Source organism: Methylacidimicrobium tartarophylax, assembly GCF_902143375.2.
GTDB classification, from domain to species: Bacteria; Verrucomicrobiota; Verrucomicrobiia; order Methylacidiphilales; family Methylacidiphilaceae; genus Methylacidimicrobium; species Methylacidimicrobium tartarophylax.
In genome coordinates this window covers 1-17,642 of the sequence record NZ_CABFVA020000082.1, presented here as the reverse complement: position 1 = coordinate 17,642, position 17,642 = coordinate 1, and the positions used below count along the sequence as shown (strand labels likewise).

Below are 17,642 nucleotides of genomic sequence, written 5' to 3'. Positions count from 1 at the left end.
GCGCGTCAAACTCATGGGTTCCTTGGCCGAAGACGCGATCGGTGAACTCCTTGCCGTTATCGGTGAGGATGGTTCGGATTTTCACGGGTGCTACCTTGGCCAGCGCCCGCAGCCATTCGCTATCAAGGAGGATCGACGAAGTCGAAGTGTCCTTGACGGCGAATCGTTCGGACACAAAATCCATCGAAGGCGGATGGCAAGAACACCATTTCTTGCCATCCCTCAATGGCAAATCTGCTCCCTCCATCCATTCCGCACAGCGAAGAGCCGCAAGTGAGTCCTGTAGGCAGAACAAAAAGACCACGTGTTTTGCTGCCTTCAGATGCGGTTATGCCCCACGGAAATTCAGTTGACTATGGCAGCGGAGTTGCTCCTGTCTAAGGGGGAAGACTACGTTAAGCCGTATGCGCTCCATCGTCTATGCGTACCCGGACGGGCTGCCTGTCGAGTTGGTCGAGGAGAAGGACAGCGTGGTCCTCCGGGTTGGGAGCAATTCTTATGGCCCCACAGACATTATTATGCGCATTTCCGGAGCTCCGCTCCATGCGCGCCGGGAGCCGCCAGTTAATGCTGGCTGGTTGGTGCGGGAATGGATGCGCCGACCAGAATGCACGGAGGCCGAACGCGCTTTAGCAAATCGCTTCCTAGGGCAATCTCCGACAAGCGGGCAGGCGAATGAACGATAACCCAAGGGATCCGCAGGGGTTGCAAGAGATCGAATGCGTCGTCGTCCTTCTGGCCAGCGCCGGCTTGAGTCCGGGAATCATCAACGGAGATTTTCTAAAGAAGCAGAGGGTCATCCCCGATGAGTGGGAGATCGCCGCTCAGCCGCCGTCCATGAATTCGCCCACCGTGTCATCCGTCGCTTTCGGTAGCGGGGTTTCGATCCTGTCGTTGTCCGATCGCCTCCAAGTTTCCGACCGTCTCCTTGCTGGCGATGCGGCACAAAGCTCCGTAGCACAAATCGCCAAGGGCCTTGTGGGAGTTTTTCCGCATGCGCGATATAGTGCAGTGGGAATCAACTTTCGCGCGTTCGTTGAACTATCGTCGGATGGGGTCGGCTTCCTAAGGCGCCAGTTTCTCAAGGAAGGCGCGTGGCTCGAGCAAAAGAAGGAGCTTTGTGGAGTCGGGCTGCGTTTCTCCTATTCGCTGGATGGGGCGAGAATGAATCTTCAACTCGATGACGGCGAACTAACGAAAGAGGGAGGAGAGAAGGTCAATGGAATCGTCATCTTCTGCAACTTCCACTGCAACATCAACAAGGAGCATCCGGTTAAGGACCGAGCGGAAGAGATCCTGGAGCGATTCGGGACCTATTGGACACTCTACCGAGAGACTCGAGCCGAGTTCCTCTCCGCTGAGCGAAGCTGAGGCGGATCTTTCTGGGGAATTGGTGCGGGCGTTGTTGTTGGCACAGCAGCAAAGCTATCCGTCAGCCCCCGGTTCCAGCCAGCTCTTGGTTTGCTTGCGTGGAGGACCCCCGTCTGCGGAGGTCCTTTCTTCGGGTGTTTCGCGGCTGCCTCCTGAGTGCATAGGTTCGCTTCCACTTGTCGATTGTGGCGTGGCTCACAGAATGGTTTTCACTTATGTTGGGGGCATCGCTTACTCGAGTGTCGGGAATGAAAACTCTTTTCGAGGAACATCCGAAGGATTCGTGCCGCGTACCCCGTTGGGGCAACGCCTTGTGGCTCTTCGCAGAAAGGCGATTGAGGCAGGGATGAAGCTCCTGACCGAAGACGAAGTTCTCGAAGAAGTCAGGCGTCGAAGAGGGGAACTCGAAGATGATGAAGAGCAAGCGAACTTACGTTGACGCCAGCGTTCTGATCGCAGCTTTTCGAGGTGAAGAGAAGGTCATGGAGCGTGCGTTAAAGGTGGTGGAGGATCCGAACCGGACGTTGGTGGTCAGCAATTATCTGCGTCTCGAAGTTCTTCCTAAACCCACGTTCCACGGCATGCAGGAAGAGCTCGAGTTTATGAAGAACATATTGGACAATGCCGCCGATAACGTGTCGACGTCGGATAAGCTGACTAAAACGGCTCTGAACCTAGCCTCACAGTACGATATGACGCCGATAGATGCGCTTCACGTCGCGGCCGCTGTAGTCGCCAAGGTCGACGAGTTGGTCACGATGGAGAAACCGACCAAACCCATGTGTCGCGTAACTGACATTCCAGTTGTCTCCATCCATTCTGACGCTGAGGCTACCCGATAAAGTTTTGGTCGTATCGCCGCAAGGAACTGGTCGATCTTCCGAATCACCGCAGCGCGGTCGTTTGGTACGGCGCCGATAGGCAATGCAAGCGCGTGTCACGACGTTCAAGGCGCTGTCTTCTTCAGTGGACCCCGATGGCAAGACAGATTTCCTCCGAATTTAAGCTGCATCTATTCCTTCAGTCGCAGCGGAACAGCGCTGCCCTGTTGTTACGCGGGGAGAACGCCCTGCGCAGCGTAGCGGAGGAGGGCGTTCTCCCCGCGTTCCGCCGAAATGATCCGGGATGCTGGCCCCTCCTCCGTTGCCATCCGCGTAAACGGCGTTCGGTGTTCGGTAGCCCAGCGACTGGTGCGGACGCTCGCCGTTGTAGAAGGCGAAATACTCCGCCAGCCCGTGCGTCAACTCGGCTACCGTGCCGTACCCCTTCAGATACACGTCCTCATGTTTGAGGCTGCGCCAGAGCCGTTCGACAAAAATATTGTCCAACGCTCGACCCCTTCCATCCATGCTAATCGCAATGCCTGCGCCCTTGAGCATGCCAGTGAACGTAGCGCTGGTGAACTGTGAGCCCTGATCGCTGTTGAAGATCTCCGGCTTCCCGTGCAGAGCCAACGCATCCTCCAGACAATCGACGCAGAACGAGGTGTCCAGGCTGTTGCTGATCCGCCAGCCCAGTACCCGCCGCGAGTACCAGTCGATGATCGCCACCAGATAAACGAAACCTCGCAGGAGTTGGATGTACGTAATGTCGGTACTCCAAACCTGATCGGGCCGGCTGGCCTCCACGCCGCGCAGCAGGTAGGGATAAACTGCCTGCTCGGGATGTCCCACGCTCGTCGAAGGCCCCGGCGCCATCCCAGCCAACCCCATATGGCGCATCAACCGCTGCACCCGCTTGCGGTTTGCGACATATCCCAGTCGCCCCAGAAAAACCACCATCCGCCGGCTGCCGTAAAACGGCCGCCGCGTGTATTCCTCATCCATCAGCCGGCATAGCAGCAAATCCTCCTCGCTTTGCTCGCCAGACGCCCCCCGCCCGTAGAACGTAGCCCGCGCCACCCCTGCCAGTTCGCATTGCCGCACCACCGCCAGTTCCGCCTCTCGCTCTATCCAGCCTATCCGTGCCTCGCTGCTCATAGTCCGGACTTTTTTTTAAGCCAGTCCAGCTCCATCTTCAGCCGACCAATCTCCCCATACAGCCGATCTTCATCCGCATGCGCAGCTGGCTTCGGCCCACGCTTCCCTTCAAAAATCGTCGCCGCCCGCTCCAGGAGCTCTTTCTTCCAATGCCCGACCACGACTGGATGCACCCCGTACTGCTGGCCAATCTCGTTGAGCGTCTTCAACCCCCGGATCGCTTCCATTCCCACCTTCGCCTTGAACTCCGCGCTATGTGCCTTGCTCCACTATATTCCGAGCCAGTGGTGGCGGCAGAGTGCAAATGCGGCTAGCGCCGTTCGGCTGGTAGCTGAACTTCCGCTGTGTAGTATCGCAAGTGCTTACAGCAGCACTTTCCACCTTTGTCGTTCTGCCTACATGGCCCATTTGTGCGGGCGAGCGAAGAGCGGGAGCAGGTCGAGCTTTTGGAGCAATGCGTTGATGTTGGCGGGGATCCTGGAGAAGAGCCCGATCAAAGGCAGTCCGTTCGGGGCGAGTCGGATCAAGCGGATCGCCTGAAGGCGGCGGAGCGCCTTGACCACTCATTCGGTCCGGAGGCGGGCATTCATCCAAAAAGCCAAGAAGCAGAGTTTCACGTGGTTGCGGACCTAATCGGGCCGCCAATGTTTTCCGCTTTGTTAAAGAGGAGTGTATCAGCGTTGAAATAAATCTTGCAAAGCAACTTTATACATAGCTATTTCATATCAAAATCGGTGGCATATGATTCTCACAGTAGGCAACACGAAAGGCGGAGTCGGCAAGACAACGCTCGCGGTAAACTTGGCGATCGCCCGGGCCTGGGCCGGCCGCGATGTCTGGCTCATCGACGGTGACCGGCAAGGCACGGCGCAAACCGCAATCAGCATTCGTGCCGAATCGGGCCGCCAACCAGGAATCGCGTGCGCTACCTATCCGGACGGCCAGACGTTACGGGCCCAGGTCCAACAACAACGAGGCAAGTTCGATGATGTGGTGATCGACGCGGGTGGGCGCGACTCAACCTCTTTGCGGGCCGCCTTGGTGTTGTCCGATGTGCTTTTAGTTCCCTTTCAGCCACGCAGCTATGACGTTTGGGCTCTCAACGATATTGCCGCTTTGGTCGACGAGGCCCGGAGCGTCCGCGACGGGCTGCGGGCCTTCGCGGTCCTGAACTGCGCCGATCCCGGGGAAGCCTCCTCGGACAACGCGGAGGCCTCGGCCGCGGTGGCGGACGTGCCGCAGTTCGCGTACCTGGCGACTCCGATCCGCCGCCGGAAGGCTTTCGCCAATGCCGCCGGTGCGGGGCTTTCCGTCCTTGAGCTCAAGCCGCCGGACCCAAAGGCGAGCGCCGAGTTATCCGCACTGGTTAACGCATTGTTTGAAGGGTAAAATAATATTCAAACTAAGTTAAGAAAGGTGACTATGGCGATCACACGACCGAAAGCGAAAAATGCGGAAGCCTTCATTGCCGCCGCGCCGGATGCGGAGCCGAAGCCAAGGGGCGTTCGCAAAGGAAACAAGCAGCAAATCAGCCTAACCATTGCGCCCGGGCTCTTGATGAAGGTGGATGAGTTGGCCGCCGAGATCGGCCAGTCCCGCGCCGCCGTCATCAACTTGGCGATTCACCGCGCCGTCGAACACGGCCTATCCATCGATGGATTGCGGAAACAGGGTTCATGAAGAGCCTGACCAAAACGATAGTCGATGCGGCGACCGAGATTGCGGCCCCCCCGCTTGGCGACTCCCTGGCTTTCACCCATACGGTCTTATGCCAAGTTGGTTTGCCGCGCGCCAAGGTGGAAGGACGCGAGTTCATGCGACGATCCGGCGCAGCGTGGGTAAACCTTCAGGCGGGTTGGTTGGACGAGGGGAACGGACCAGTCCAGCAGCCGCTCCCTTACGGCGTCCTGCCACGCCTGGCTTTGGCGTGGATGTCCACATTCGCCGTCCGCCACCGAACACGGGAGATTCGGCTTGGCGACAGCGCATCGGAGTTCCTCAGCCTTATGGGCATGGACGATCAGGGCGCGCGCTACGCGGCGCTGCGCAAACAAATGCACGCGCTGGCTGCGTGCAGACTCCAGCTCGGATTCAAGGGGCGAACATACAACGGCCAGCCGGTGCAGCAGTTCGACGCGTGGCTGACGAACAGAGATAGGAGGCAACGCACCTTGTGGCCGGGCACCATGATCTTGTCCGAGGATTACTACAGCTCGCTTCTCCAAAGTGCAGTGCCGCTCGACAATCGCGCCCTGCATGCTTTGAAGGGCTCCGCGCTTGCTCTGGACGTGTATTGTTGGCTCGCACACCGGCTGCACCGCATGGAAGGCCGAGGCGTGACACTGCACTGGAAAGCCCTACGCGAGCAGTTCGCGCAGGAATACACCGGGAAGGATGCCGATAAGGACTTTAAGAAGAAGTTCTTGCCCGCATTGCAAAAGGTGTTGGCGGTCTACCCGCAAGCTAAGGTGAAGCCAGTCACTGGCGGGCTGCTGCTTATTGGTTCGCCTCCTCCAATCCAGAAGTGCAGGGGAGCGTGAACAAGTCGGCGAATTGGGAAAGTTATTCACGATAAATCGGACCCCCCCTTTCGATAAATCGGACCCCCCTTTCTCCGTTAAATCGGACCCCCCTTTCTCCGTTAAATCGGACCCCCCCTAAACCGGTAGGTTCTCCGGTAGGTATTAACCGATAGAGAAGATAACCGGTAATAAGGAGGCGTAGCGCGGTGAAAAACCCGCTTTTCCACCTCTGAAAGAGGGGCACCGCTGCGCGGTTCCCCCGAACGCTTCGCGTCGGCTCCCCCTCCAGCCAGACATCGAGGCTCGCTATTGCTCGCAAAGGTTCAAACAACAGGCAGCCGACCGCGCCGCCAAAGGCTTCACGTCGGCTGCTTTAGCGGAGGGGTCGCCGCTCAACTGGCCCCAGGACTCAGGGGGGGCCAGTTGCCGCCTGCGGCGTCGCGGCTCTCAGAAAGCCCTCACCGCCGGGCAGGCTCGGGCGGGGTAGGGCACCAGGAAACGCCAAAGAAAAGCCTCTCGGCAGTTCAGACAGCCTTCCGCATCGCATGGCGGAGGCCTACGTCGTGCAGACCGCGAATGTCTTGGCGAGACTGGTCGAGTGCCTAACGACGGCAAAAGCTCATGCCGAGTGGCGTGGACGCCACGGAAAGAAGCCAATCCAGAACCTGCCCGGTTACGCCGTCTCTCTCTGGTCGAAAACCTCAATCGACGTTCTCCAGCCCTGGGACGTTCGCCAAGCCCCGGACCCGATTGCGGCAACTCGTCCCTTCCGCCCCATCCAGGTCATACAGCCCGGGCCCATCGCCAAGGCCAGGGCGCAGCTTGCGGCCCTGGGACCCGGCTAGAGGCCCATACTCATGCCGCGTTCCGGGCCGTCGATCGTTGGAGGCGGGATATATGGGCCGTAGTCACGTCCGGGCTCCATGGTGTACCCGCCGCGCGTCTTCACCGGCCCAAGCCCCGGACTTTTTTGCCGCAACTTATCTGCCTCGCGCTGCCGCACCTTCCATGCTGGTTCTTCGCCCTTCAACGCACACTGCAACTCTTCCCGCGTCGTCTCCAAGCTCTTTGCCGCTTTCTCCCCGTCCGGGCCTCCCCGCTTCGCCGACCGTTCGAGTTCGGCAACTCGTCCTTCCAGGTGGCGGACGCGCTGGCTCCATCGCACCGGCGAGGTGTTCGCTTGGAGTCTTTCGAGCTTCTTCCGCTCGGCCTCGGTGAGCGGCCTCTGCCCTTGCGTGGTTTCCAACGCCTTTCGCTCGGCCATCGCTTCCTTGAACAGCTTGCCGACGAAGCGCGGCGGAGCCAGGGGCCTCCCCGCATCGAGCTTTTCTTCGGTCCTGGCCTTAAGCCTCTCTTCCTGCTTCCGCTTTAACTCCTCGATGCGCCGCTGCTTCGCCTCTACCCGCTGCTGCTGCCGCTCGGCCAGCCGTTTTGCAAGCCTCGCCTGGGCCTCGGCCCACCGCTCCGGCGACACCGCCCTGGGCCGCTCGCTGAACTGCGCAACCAGATCGGGCCGCTCCCGAATCCCCATGCGCTCTTTCGCCCAGGTGACTACCTCCGCGATTTTTTCCTTGGCGTACTCCGCCGCCTCTTGCAGTTTCCCGGCCATCTCGCGGCGAACCTCTTTCATCCGCGAGTGCCAAGAGTCTTGCCGCTGCCGCAGGAGATCATGCGCGAGATTGCGCTGCGCCCAACCTCCCCGGCTCTGTGCCAGGGCCTCGGCGGAGGGAGTCACGACCTCGACGGATGCCCTCGCCCGACTCACGCCGACGTAGAAATTATTGTCCGACCATCCCTGGCCGACCGCCAAGATCGCGCGGTCCGCCGCAGGCCCTTGGATGCTCTGCGCCGTTCTCGCGTAGGCATATTCCAGAGAGGCAAACTCTCGCGGGATTAAGCGCCCGTCCGCCGTCTTGATTGACCCATCGCCCAGGACCTCTTTGACCCGCACGACCTCATTATTCACGAGCTCGGCCCCGCGATGAGACTCTCGGATAAGGAGTTCGTCGCCGGGGGCGACATCCAGTTGCCGGAGCTTGCCCGCGATCAGCACCGGCGACCGACGAGGATCGACCGTCTGCCCGTTCGAGAGCACCAGCCCTTGCTTTGTGACTTCCTCAACCTCCCAAGTCTCGCCCTTGACCGAAACCCCCATGCCCGCCTCGTACCTGGACAGATCGACGAGCTCCGCCTTGGTCCAACCGTAGGAGCGGAGAGCCATGCGCTCGACACCCTCCCCGAGTTTTCCTCGCTCGCGCAGGCCCTCGCGCACGCTTGAGGAAATTTGGTCAAGCTCGTCCCAGGTGCGAGCGATGCAGAACGCGGAGCCGCCTTTCTCTATGGCGTTCACATAGCGCCTGGCCGCTTCTTCCAGGTAGTCGCCCCGCTCGACGATGGTTCCCCTTTCCCCTAGCTCGCCGTCGCGGAGCGCGGTCAGGGCCTCCTTAACCTTCCCATCGGCCACCATGCCGACCCAGGCCCGAACCTCGGGATCGCGCTGCCGCCGAATCTCACTCAATCGCGCCCGGTCAATTTTGCTGTGTACTTCGAGCAGCCGCAGGAAATCTCCCTCCGCCACAGGGAGATTCTGCTTCGTATCGCCGACGAAGAGCACCCGCGCCCCGGACGCTCGGGCAGCCCCGAGAAGCCGGTAGCCGTCTATGGACCCGATCAAGCCTGCTTCATCGACCACGAGAAGCTTTGCCGAAGTCGGTTCCTTGGTCTGCAAGAAGCTCGCCACCGTGCGAGCGGGCAGCCCATCGGACTTGAGAGCGGCCACCCCGGAAAGTTGCGGAGAAAGAAATTCGACATCGAGGCCGCGAGCCGCCAACACGTCGCGCAGAGCCATCATCGAAGTAGTCTTGCCGGTCCCGGCGTCGCCCTGGATGACCGCGGCCATCCGATCCGTCCGGGCCACCATTTCAAGCGCCCGCTTCTGATCCTCGCCTAGCTTCTGCCCCATTACGCCCCGCCAGCTTGCGAAATCCGCATCAGGAGCAAGCGCCGGTCCCATGCGGGCCTCGGCCATTTGCACGCTTGCCGCCTCGCGCTCCATGGTGGCTTGCGTGGTTATGCGTGCGCCCAGGCCCTCGCCGTGGAGCCGGACCATGCCGGACTCAACTTCCCGGCCTAGCTGCCGGTAGTCGGCCAGGGGATCATGCCGCAGGGCCTCCGCAATGAACTCGGCTGCCGAGACCTCGGACTTGCGTTCCATGAGCCGGTCCCTGGTCCGCTCAAACGCCATCCCGTCGCTTTGCTGGCAGAACTTCGGCCCGATCCGCGATGCGTGGCCCACAAGCTCGTGCAGCCGGTATTGGACTTCGGGCGGCATCCGCTCCAAGACGCGCTCCTTCCGTTCCTCCACCGTCAATTCGAGCTTGCGGGGCCGGGTGTTTCGCTCAACCACGTCCCTCTCCCGAACCGAGAGGGTTTGTGCGGACAGGTCAGACCAAGGGCAGTCTCCCCGAGCCTTGAGCCAGTCATAAACGGACATGCCGGGAGCCTCCCGCGCATGGACCGCGAGCAGGGCTTTTCGACGGGCAAGCTCCTTCTGCGCCTCCTGCTCGACCCGCTTCGATCCCCGGGAGAACCGGGTTTCCATCTCCGCCGAGACGCCCCCGATCCGCCAAGTCTTGACCTTGCCCTTCTCCTGGATCGTCTCGACCCGATAGCCCAGGGCCGCGACCTTCCGTGCCAAGAGGCTTTCCTGCACCCGGCCCAGGTAGGTCATTTGAGCAAAAATCTCGGAGGTTTCGAGGGCATAGACGCGCCCGCCCTCGCCTCGCGTGGCGTTTGCGACCACGCAATGACAATGCAGGTGCGGATCAATGTCCCGGTTCGTATCGTGAAAAAATAGGGCCGCCGCGAGGTTGCCGGTCACTCGGCTATTCTTGGTCTCATGGTTCCCGCCGTCTCGGACACGGCGGGCAGCCCATTTCTCAAGCTCGCCGAACGCCTCCCGCGAAGCCTCGCGGAACGCCTGCTTTATGCGCGGATCGAACTCGGCCATGATCGAGACGGACTTCGGGCAGGTCAGGTTGATGTCGTAGGCCGTCCGCTCGGTTTGTTCCCCCCGGATCGTGAGAGGCTTGCCCGCGTGCTTCCCTTGGAGCATTTGGACGAAACGCTTGTCCCCTGCCTCTACCTTGCCCTTTAGTCCAAGCTCTTCTGCCAGCTTGCCCCCCCACTCGCCAATCTCTTGTCCATAGTAGTCAGCTTGGAAGTGAGCCGTTAGGTGCTGTGCTGCTCCTTTGGACTTTCCCTTTAGAGCAAACGGCTTGATCACCCCTTGAGGATACAGGGCCCTCGCATGACTTCCAGAAAATTGTTGAGAACGCAATACTCCCGCTTTGCGGGTAGAGCGAAGCTATGTGCCACTAAATCAACGCTTTACACGCTCAATGTCTCGACTTAATCAAATCGGCTGCAGCAGGCCGATCCGCCCGCAGTCGGTTTTCCGATGATCGCAAAACGTCCAAAGGCGTTGACCTCGCCTATTCTCTGTGATATTCGACTCACTTATGACGACATTTAAGACGTATAAAATAGACAAACTAGACGATATTAAACGCCAACTTGAAGCCGAGCCGGCTCGTGCAGAAAATGAGATGAGGCTTGCGCAAGCTATCGGCTATCTTCGTCCTTCTCTTTACGCCAAGCTAAAAGAGGGCTGGACTCGGGAAATGCTCGCGGAGTGGCTTGGACAGCGTGGATTGGAAGTAACACCTAGGACTCTGCGAGACTACTTGCGACGGGCGAGTGCAAAAAGACGTAAAGCGTCAAAGAAGACTCGCCAAGAAAAGCAGGAGGAGACGAAGGAGAGTGCAAACCTATCCCTCGAATGACGCGGAGCGGCGGCGGGAAGGTGCGAAGCCTGATCGCCCGTTGATCCCGGTTCAACCGACGCCGGAGGCCCGCACGCTGGAACGTGGATATGACGAAATGAAAGGCCAAGTTATCAATAGGCTCGCTTACGAAAGCGGCGCGAACCCTGCCCGGTTGATCGCATGGGCGAAGGCGGAGGGATGCGAGCGGCCGCAGGAAGGGGCGACGTGGTATCTCGCGGCGAGCTATCTGGCCGACCGCGAGCTAGAGCGATGGAGACGGGCATGAAAGAAGCCGAGTTAGAGAATATCGCCGTTGATCTTTTCGAGGAAACCAAGGAGCGGGCCAAGGCGCTCCAAGCCTACGAAGCAACGTCCAACAATGTCGTCAAGGCCGCGCAACAACTGCTCGCCACGGCCAACAGCACGCTTGCGGCCATTCCGGGAGCGGTAGAGCGGGCAGCGATCGCGGCGGTCGGCAGGTCCGCCGCTCAAGCGTCTGCTGAAATTCAGTCCCTCACGGCCCAGGCCGCGCAGTCTATCGAGAGTTTAACAGCGGGAGCGGTCAAGCGGCTCGAAGCGGCGGAGAGGGAAGCGGCGAAGTACCAGGAGAGAGTCAAGGCAGCCAAGGCAGAAGAAGCGGCCATAAAAGCCAACCGAGCGGCAGACAAAAAGACGTCATGGCAGGTGATGGCGGCGTTCGCCGGCCTGATGCTAGTCGGCTTGGTGGCCGTCGGCGTGCTCTCACACAAGGCGGAGAGCTTGGCAGAAGAACTCCAAAACAAAGAAGAGGCGCTCGCCGATCTTAAGCGGGAGTCCTCAAAGGTGTTCAACGACAAGCTTAATGAGCAAGCCAAGATCAGCGAAATGAAAGAGAAGCTCGCTCAACTGGATCGGGCAGCCGGGCTGCATGGGCGGCTGGTCTGGGGAGTTTGCACGGCCCCCGATGGTTCCAAGGAGCCATGCGTCCGCGCAAAATACCCTAGCATGTACAGTTACCGGGACGTGACCGACGAAAACGGGCATCGGTACGTTGTCCCTGAGTTCAAGGAGTTCAAGACTGAGGCTGGCGCGAAGCCATCTCCCAAAAAGCCCTAGCACGCTGCCCGCCGGTGCAGCGCCTCAAGCCGTTTGTGGCTTCTCGAGGCTCGATCATGACACCATGAACCGTCATGATCCCACCGAGGACCCGAAGGAACAGGAGAGTGACTCTTTCGAAAAGCAGGGGAAGCCATTCGAGAAGAATTTCCACTAGGTGGCCACCCTGGCCGGATTCTTTTCTCTATCTCACCTATTCGGTCCTCAACCATGATACGGTGAACGTCCACGGGCATTAGCGGCCTTGGCTGGTCTACCCGAGCGGTCAGGCAAGCTCTGCTGGCGTTGCTTCGCCTCTAGTTAGGGCGTTTTAATCTCTTGGGCCAATGAGCTTTTCGGTGGCGCGAAGGGCTGGCATCCCGCGTTGTCTGTCGATCGCGTTCGCCCGCCCGCCTCTATCCCTTGGCACGTAACTTCATCTGGCCGGGTGCTTCTTCAATCTCCCTGATCGCCTGTATCGCGAAGCGCCCCAGATCAGAATGGATTGACCAAGATCGAAGCAGCGGAATGTCGCTCGCACTACCGTACCGCCCCACATTCACTAAAGCCTTTGCAATCACGTCTTCAATGCGGAAAAACTCGAAATAGCCGGATTGAAGGGTCGACTTTTCAAGGGCCGCCCGGTAAATCGCTGCGATCTCATCAGGGAAGAATTGTCCAAAAGAGGTCACAATCGGCTCCGAGCCCGCAAGCGGTCTCGCTTTTTCAATGAGGTCCGACATCAAGAATTCCCCGACGACGGCAGCCGCGACACCGGTTTCATGCCGCGATAGGATGGCGAGTGGGGCTGCACAATTCGACTTGCGTTCCGACAATGGAAGGTCGTCGCGATGCAGCCAGTAGAGCAGCCGGCCGGAAGCCAATAGCGCATGGTCCGCCGCAGAGACCGCTTCGGCCGAACGGTCAGGCAAAGGGCAGCGCAGGCGCGCGAGCGCCACATGGGCCATTGCGAACGTGCGAATGCTGTCGTGAAAGAATGGATTCTTCTTGGGCGGCAATCCTGTGAAGCGCTCAATGATTGGTGCGACGGCCGGTTCCGAATGTGATGCGACCTCCGCGATCAAGGAGGGTGTGAACATCGAGTCGCAATCGACGCTCTTCGCGGCCATCACCTGCAAGACCTTGCGGTCGTCGCCGGAAAGGTCGTACCAGCCTTCCCAATACGCACCATCATAGGGATGATCGAATTGCGCGTTCCATAGGCCGGCCGCACGCCTCCATGAATCAGGATTGTCCCTGTCGGCCAACACCTCGTTCATCTCTGCTCTAACGGTCGCGACATGTTCTTCCTGATCGTCGTCGAGCGCGCCGAGAGATTTGAGCGCATCAAGCCTTCCACAGTAGTCCAAGCCGCTATTGGTCATGCACGTTGCCTTGATGGCGGCAATCAATGCGCGCCGCTCATCGTCATTTAATGCGTGGGCGCTCCTCTCCGCCGCACGCATCAACCCGAGCCGCAGATGGCGGGTGGCCTTCGGCCACATTCGAACGAGAATTCCGGGAAGGATCGTTCCGATTGAGGGCGCGTCGCGTTCGGAATACCTGTCGAGTTCGATCAGCAGACCAATCTGGCCAGGGCTCAAGGCTTCCGACTGCAACCGCCCGAGCAGGTTCGCATTCGCTGCGACCTTTGGTCCGCTGTAGAGGAGACCTTTCCCAATGGGACTGCAAATGCACGAAAGCCCAATTTTGGGCATCATGACGTCCGCATAGCAGACCGCATAGAGGCCCGTTCGCAGACCAAGCTTCTTTTCCCTGGCTTGATCAAGCAATCTGCGGTGTTCTTCCTCCAACCGATCATCCATTTTTCCTATGAGACTGAGCAACTCATCGAGACGGCGGCCCGCTATCAGCTCGTCCGGAATAACTGCAAGGATGGCACGATCCTGCGCAGACCACGACTGAACCGTCTCTGGTTTTGCTTGCACGTGCCACATGAACTCGTCGGAAACGTCAAACTGCACGCTCTCAATTTCCTGGCCGACCCGCGCAAGTACCTCATCGCAGCGCTCGTTTGCCCAGAGCCGCGCATCGGGTCCGCATTGGCCTGCCAGGCACGCCCGGATTACCCGCTCGTCTGATAGCTGCGGCAACACCTGACGCCGGAAGCTGTTATCGTCGATCGCTCCCAGTACGAACGGTTTCATCTCAAGATGCTGCGGCAACCGCAGTGCCGTCACCACCGCTTCAGGATCGTCGTCCGCGCGCCGGATGATCGCTTCGGCCGCGAATACGTTGAGGAACATTTCGTGGCTGAAACTCACCCGGTCACCACGCCTGCCTAGAATGTTTGCGTCTGCAAGCTTCTGCAATAAAGCGCCTGATATCCCTTCTCTATCTGACAGGCGGTCTAGCTCCCGGACCGAAAGGCCGAAAGTTATGCGCTCGGTCATCATTCCGGCGATGCGGGACAGAGCGCGAATGCCATCGGAAGCGGCAGAGCCGAGTCGCTCGCGGACATAGGCATCAAACAGGCCATACTTACTGGTGTCGGGCGGCAACTGCTGTCCCAACTGCCCGATCATCTTCGCTTCAAGACCGCTTGCGACGGAGCCGAGCAATTCCTCAAACGGTTCGGCAGAAACGCCGCCGGCCGCCTGTTGCGCGATGGCCAGTTTTGTTTTGGTGTCGGGAATCTGCACCGCGTAGCTTCGTGAGGGTAGAAGATCGCCGCGCTCAAGCGGCATCCTACTGGAGATGACGGCTTGCGCATCATACCGTTTCACGGCCGCAGCAATACTTCGCGTCAAGCGCTGTCGTTCCCCTGGCATGCATTCGTTGTAGCCGTCCACGACAAGCATAAGTCGGCGGTTCAGCCGCCGTGCAGCGGAAATCACCGCGCCCGCAGACTCCGCCTCGAGCAAGGCGGCCTCGCGATTCACCACATCGCGGAAGTTTTCTTCAAAGTCTTTCGCCGGCACAATGATCGGCACGTTTCCGCGCGCCAACCCGGCGAGCCCGATGCGGTAGGAGAGCAGGCTCTTGCCGCATCCTGAAGGCCCCGTCAGCAACACGTTGTCGCCCTGCACGGAGCGGTCCAGCACGACCTCCGACGAAAGCTCTTCGCCTTCGCAAACGCACAACATGGGGACCATCTCAGACGCAGCTCCGCCGTAGGTTCGCATGAATGCTTCACGGTAGGCGCCGAGCAACTGCTCGGCGTCGAGCAATTGCAGGCTCAAGGCCGCGTCGATTGATGGTGCCGGGAGCAACCGATGTTGGGCCGCGAAGGCGCGCCACTGATCCAATGGCCACCCGTCTCGCTTCATCGATGTGATAAACGCCGGAAGTTCATCGAGGCCGCCGATCGAAACCTTCAAATTACCCCGCTTGATCGTCGAACCGGGAGGAACGGCTGGAACGAAGACCAGGGCCGCGCCCGGATAAGGAACTTCGGCCCCGGCGAAGATTCGCATCGCATCACGCAGCGCCATCTTCTCGCTGAGGGCCTGGAGATATGGATTTCTGAATTTTTTCCAGGCACCGGAAGCAAGTCGAGTTTCCCAATCGCCGTTATATCCTCCGCGCAAGGCCGAAGTGAAGCCTTTTGACTCGATGACCAGCGCGGCGTGGTCAATCGCGATGACGAGATCGACCTGCCGGTCGCCAAGATTCACATTCGCAAGGATGACGGCTGGAATACCATGCCCTGACAGAAATTCACAGGCGTGCTTCAGCGTGGCACGCTCGGAAGCATACTCAATCGGCGCGCCGATGAAGATCTCTATCGAGGCCAACGGGGGGGGCTCCGCAATGCTAGGTCGGCTGAACGGCGACGGAGCTTAAAGCTCCCATCGGCTTGCTCTCCCACGAGCTGGAGCGCACCGAGCTTCGCCACTGCAATTGAAAAACGCCAGCCGTGAATTTCCATTGCCGGGCAGAAAGCCATATGGAAGATCGGCTTTTTTCCGATCCCCGTCGTCTGCTCCAGCTGTTCGCCGTGGAGAAGGAGATGTTTCGTCATGGAGTTTTTCCCGTCGGCCGTGGACCCACGACTGTCAATGGCTCCACCCGAAGCGACGCCGTCCCTGCTTTTTCGTCATCCACGAGAATCAGAGCCGTGTATGGGCCGGGCTCAGAGAAAGTAGTCGCAGCTGGCATGAGCACCTGAAGCACCTCGTTCGGGTCAAAGTTCGGCGATTGTTCGGGGAACTGAAGTTTTGCGGTGCTGCTGCATGCGACATGGTCGGTCTACGTTTTCTCCATGCCCAAACGAACGCAGGGCGGTTTTCGTGATCCCCGCAAGTTAGTCTATCACTTGGTCATGCTCACCGGCTAGCTTATGGGTAATGCCTACGTTATACCAAGCCTTCTCATCTTGCGGATTGATCTTCAAGGCCTCGCGCCAAGCGTCAATCGCCTCAGCAGGTCGATCGGTTCGGCTGTACGCAAGACCCAGGATGCACCAAGCCACTGCGCTGGCGGGATATGCCTTCACCCAGGCCTGGGAAACCGTCAAAAGGCTGTGCCAGTCTTTGCTGTTTTCCAGCTCAAGGCAGCGATGGAGCTAATCTACTTCTCTTTGACCCCGTGTCGGCAACCGATCCGGGCGTTGCGGCAACATCTCGATCCATTTCTGTCTCGTAGGCTTGCTAATGAAAAGGGGCGAACAGAGAAAACGGAAAAAATCGTACGCCGAGACTTTGACATGTGCGCCGAAGCCCGTGCCGCGCTCAGGGTGCCGGTCGGTGTGTCCAGTTGTAGTATACCCTAAACTGGCGCCAGGCAGAGCGGCGAAATAGCGTCAGAATAGAGTCAATTTCTGAAAAGATTGACACATACCGTCAAAGGTCATAGATGTCTTCCTGACACATTTCCCTGAGGAGGGCACCTTGCACGGTCAGCGCATCGGCTACGTCCGCGTCAGCAGCTTCGACCAGAATCCGGAACGCCAACTTGAGCATGTTTTGGTGGATCGGCTGTTCACCGATAAGGCATCGGGCAAGGACACACAGCGTCCCGAGTTGGAACGGCTGATTGCCTTCGTTCGCGGGGGCGACACGGTGGTCGTGCACAGTATGGACCGGCTGGCGCGCAACCTCGACGACCTGCGACGACTGGTGCAGAAGCTCACCCAGCGCGGCGTGCGGATCGAGTTCGTCAAAGAGAGCCTGATCTTCACCGGCGAGGACTCGCCGATGGCGCACCTGATGCTATCGGTAATGGGAGCGTTCGCCGAGTTCGAGCGAGCCTTGATCCGCGAGCGGCAGCGCGAGGGCATCGCACTTGCCAGGCAGCGGGGGGCCTATCGGGGTCGCAAGAAGGCGCTGTCTCCGGAGCGGGTGTCCGAACTGCGCCGGCGCGCCGCTGCTGGCGAGAAGAAGGCACAGCTCGCCCGCGAGTTCGGCATCAGCCGCGAAACCCTCTACCAATATCTGAGAACGGACGGCTGACCGTGCCCCGGCGCTCTATTCTCTCCGTCGCCGAGCGAAACACATCAAACTGACCGGCGATAAATCTGGTGGTAGCGCAAGCGGGTCTACCACGATAAGTTCCGGCCGCTACGAATGCCTGGCGAGGCTTAGCCGAACTTCCGGACGAAAAGTCAGCGAGACAAGACGCGAACCATCTTGCTGGAATCGCAGGAGCCGAGGATGGGAGTGTAGAGTAGAGGGAGCGGGAGTTCGGTGAGGGAGGCCCGCAGGCTCTTCGTTCCTGATTAACGTCGGATTGTTCGGCGAGGCACCTCGACCTTGGCATATCTTTTAGGACCGAACCCATATGCGCGGACGATCATGCCGCATCGAGGCGACCGCAAGCGTAAATAATGTGTCATGGAAGTGCCGTTAAGCTGTTATTCATATCAAAAGAGGTGGCACATAATTTTATTCGCGGTCCTGAACTGCGCC

The 17,642-nt window shown here is 59.5% G+C and carries 13 protein-coding genes and 3 pseudogenes; 9 read left to right on the top strand and 7 right to left on the bottom strand.

From position 1 onward, the window contains the following. Positions 1-115 (bottom strand): annotated as a pseudogene (locus MAMT_RS11995) (IS481 family transposase); the annotation flags it as partial. 560 nt (positions 116-675) lie between these two features. Between MAMT_RS11995 and MAMT_RS07700 the strand changes: the two are divergent. Together MAMT_RS07700 and MAMT_RS07695 are read left to right on the top strand one after the other, a co-directional pair. Next, positions 676-1,371, top strand: coding sequence for a hypothetical protein (locus MAMT_RS07700; RefSeq protein WP_142660404.1), 696 nt, complete (start codon positions 676-678; stop codon positions 1,369-1,371). Between the two features lie 410 nt (positions 1,372-1,781). Then, a complete protein-coding gene (locus MAMT_RS07695) occupies positions 1,782-2,213 on the top strand; it encodes a PIN domain-containing protein (RefSeq protein WP_142660403.1) in 432 nt (143 codons plus the stop codon). A 270-nt stretch (positions 2,214-2,483) separates the two neighbouring features. Here MAMT_RS07695 and MAMT_RS07690 read toward each other — a convergent pair. Beyond that, positions 2,484-3,577 (bottom strand): annotated as a pseudogene (locus MAMT_RS07690) (IS3 family transposase); the annotation flags it as partial. 168 nt (positions 3,578-3,745) lie between these two features. Beyond that, positions 3,746-3,997, bottom strand: a pseudogene (locus tag MAMT_RS11405) (IS1634 family transposase); the annotation flags it as partial. 94 nt (positions 3,998-4,091) lie between these two features. On the opposite strand from MAMT_RS11405, the gene MAMT_RS07685 reads away from it, so the two are divergent. From MAMT_RS07685 to MAMT_RS07670, 4 genes are all read left to right on the top strand, one after another. Next, the gene (locus tag MAMT_RS07685) at positions 4,092-4,739 is read left to right on the top strand and encodes an AAA family ATPase (protein WP_142660402.1); all 648 of its coding nucleotides are present in this window, start codon (positions 4,092-4,094) and stop codon (positions 4,737-4,739) included. A 33-nt stretch (positions 4,740-4,772) separates the two neighbouring features. Next, positions 4,773-5,030, top strand: a complete 258-nt coding sequence (locus MAMT_RS07680) for a CopG family transcriptional regulator (RefSeq protein WP_142660401.1) — start codon at positions 4,773-4,775, stop codon at positions 5,028-5,030. Next, complete coding sequence (locus MAMT_RS07675) at positions 5,027-5,890, top strand: replication protein RepA (protein WP_142660400.1); 864 nt, start codon at positions 5,027-5,029, stop codon at positions 5,888-5,890. The genes MAMT_RS07680 and MAMT_RS07675 overlap by 4 nt, the downstream gene beginning before the upstream one ends. A 527-nt stretch (positions 5,891-6,417) precedes the next feature. Continuing rightward, on the top strand, positions 6,418-6,717 hold the full coding sequence (locus MAMT_RS07670; RefSeq protein WP_142660399.1) for a hypothetical protein: 300 nt from the start codon (positions 6,418-6,420) through the stop codon (positions 6,715-6,717). On the opposite strand, the gene mobF is transcribed toward MAMT_RS07670, so the two are convergent. Continuing rightward, positions 6,714-10,157: a MobF family relaxase gene (mobF, locus tag MAMT_RS07665; protein WP_178087009.1), complete on the bottom strand. Its 3,444-nt coding sequence runs from the start codon at positions 10,155-10,157 to the stop codon at positions 6,714-6,716. The genes MAMT_RS07670 and mobF overlap by 4 nt on opposite strands. Before the next feature lie 536 nt (positions 10,158-10,693). Here mobF and MAMT_RS07660 point away from each other — a divergent pair. Together MAMT_RS07660 and MAMT_RS07655 are read left to right on the top strand one after the other, a co-directional pair. Then, positions 10,694-10,984: a hypothetical protein gene (locus MAMT_RS07660; RefSeq protein ID WP_142660396.1), complete on the top strand. Its 291-nt coding sequence runs from the start codon at positions 10,694-10,696 to the stop codon at positions 10,982-10,984. Next, positions 10,981-11,793 (top strand): hypothetical protein, encoded by an 813-nt coding sequence (locus tag MAMT_RS07655; RefSeq protein ID WP_142660395.1) that lies wholly within the window; start codon positions 10,981-10,983, stop codon positions 11,791-11,793. Before MAMT_RS07660 ends, MAMT_RS07655 begins: the two co-directional genes overlap by 4 nt. A 395-nt stretch (positions 11,794-12,188) precedes the next feature. Here the strand turns inward: MAMT_RS07655 and MAMT_RS07650 are convergent, their stop codons facing one another. From MAMT_RS07650 to MAMT_RS07640, 3 genes are all read right to left on the bottom strand, one after another. After that, on the bottom strand, positions 12,189-15,530 hold the full coding sequence (locus MAMT_RS07650; protein WP_142660394.1) for an NERD domain-containing protein: 3,342 nt from the start codon (positions 15,528-15,530) through the stop codon (positions 12,189-12,191). Further along, positions 15,518-15,757: a hypothetical protein gene (locus MAMT_RS07645; protein ID WP_142660393.1), complete on the bottom strand. Its 240-nt coding sequence runs from the start codon at positions 15,755-15,757 to the stop codon at positions 15,518-15,520. Before MAMT_RS07645 ends, MAMT_RS07650 begins: the two co-directional genes overlap by 13 nt. Before the next feature lie 282 nt (positions 15,758-16,039). Continuing rightward, entirely contained in the window at positions 16,040-16,231 is a 192-nt protein-coding gene (locus MAMT_RS07640; RefSeq protein ID WP_178087008.1) for a tetratricopeptide repeat protein, read from the bottom strand. A gap of 394 nt (positions 16,232-16,625) precedes the next feature. On the opposite strand from MAMT_RS07640, the gene MAMT_RS07635 reads away from it, so the two are divergent. Beyond that, positions 16,626-17,186 (top strand): recombinase family protein, encoded by a 561-nt coding sequence (locus MAMT_RS07635; protein ID WP_142660392.1) that lies wholly within the window; start codon positions 16,626-16,628, stop codon positions 17,184-17,186. The last annotated feature ends 456 nt before the right edge of the window (positions 17,187-17,642 follow it).

What these genes read in the sequence shown, in the direction of transcription:
- MAMT_RS07700 (WP_142660404.1), top strand. Translation starts at nt 676, where the DNA reads ATGAACGATAACCCAAGGGATCCGCAGGGGTTGCAAGAGATCGAATGC.
- MAMT_RS07695 (WP_142660403.1), top strand. Translation starts at nt 1,782, where the DNA reads ATGATGAAGAGCAAGCGAACTTACGTTGACGCCAGCGTTCTGATCGCA.
- MAMT_RS07685 (WP_142660402.1), top strand. Translation starts at nt 4,092, where the DNA reads ATGATTCTCACAGTAGGCAACACGAAAGGCGGAGTCGGCAAGACAACG.
- MAMT_RS07680 (WP_142660401.1), top strand. Translation starts at nt 4,773, where the DNA reads ATGGCGATCACACGACCGAAAGCGAAAAATGCGGAAGCCTTCATTGCC.
- MAMT_RS07675 (WP_142660400.1), top strand. Translation starts at nt 5,027, where the DNA reads ATGAAGAGCCTGACCAAAACGATAGTCGATGCGGCGACCGAGATTGCG.
- MAMT_RS07670 (WP_142660399.1), top strand. Translation starts at nt 6,418, where the DNA reads ATGGCGGAGGCCTACGTCGTGCAGACCGCGAATGTCTTGGCGAGACTG.
- MAMT_RS07655 (WP_142660395.1), top strand. Translation starts at nt 10,981, where the DNA reads ATGAAAGAAGCCGAGTTAGAGAATATCGCCGTTGATCTTTTCGAGGAA.
- MAMT_RS07645 (WP_142660393.1), bottom strand. Translation starts at nt 15,757, where the DNA reads ATGACGAAACATCTCCTTCTCCACGGCGAACAGCTGGAGCAGACGACG.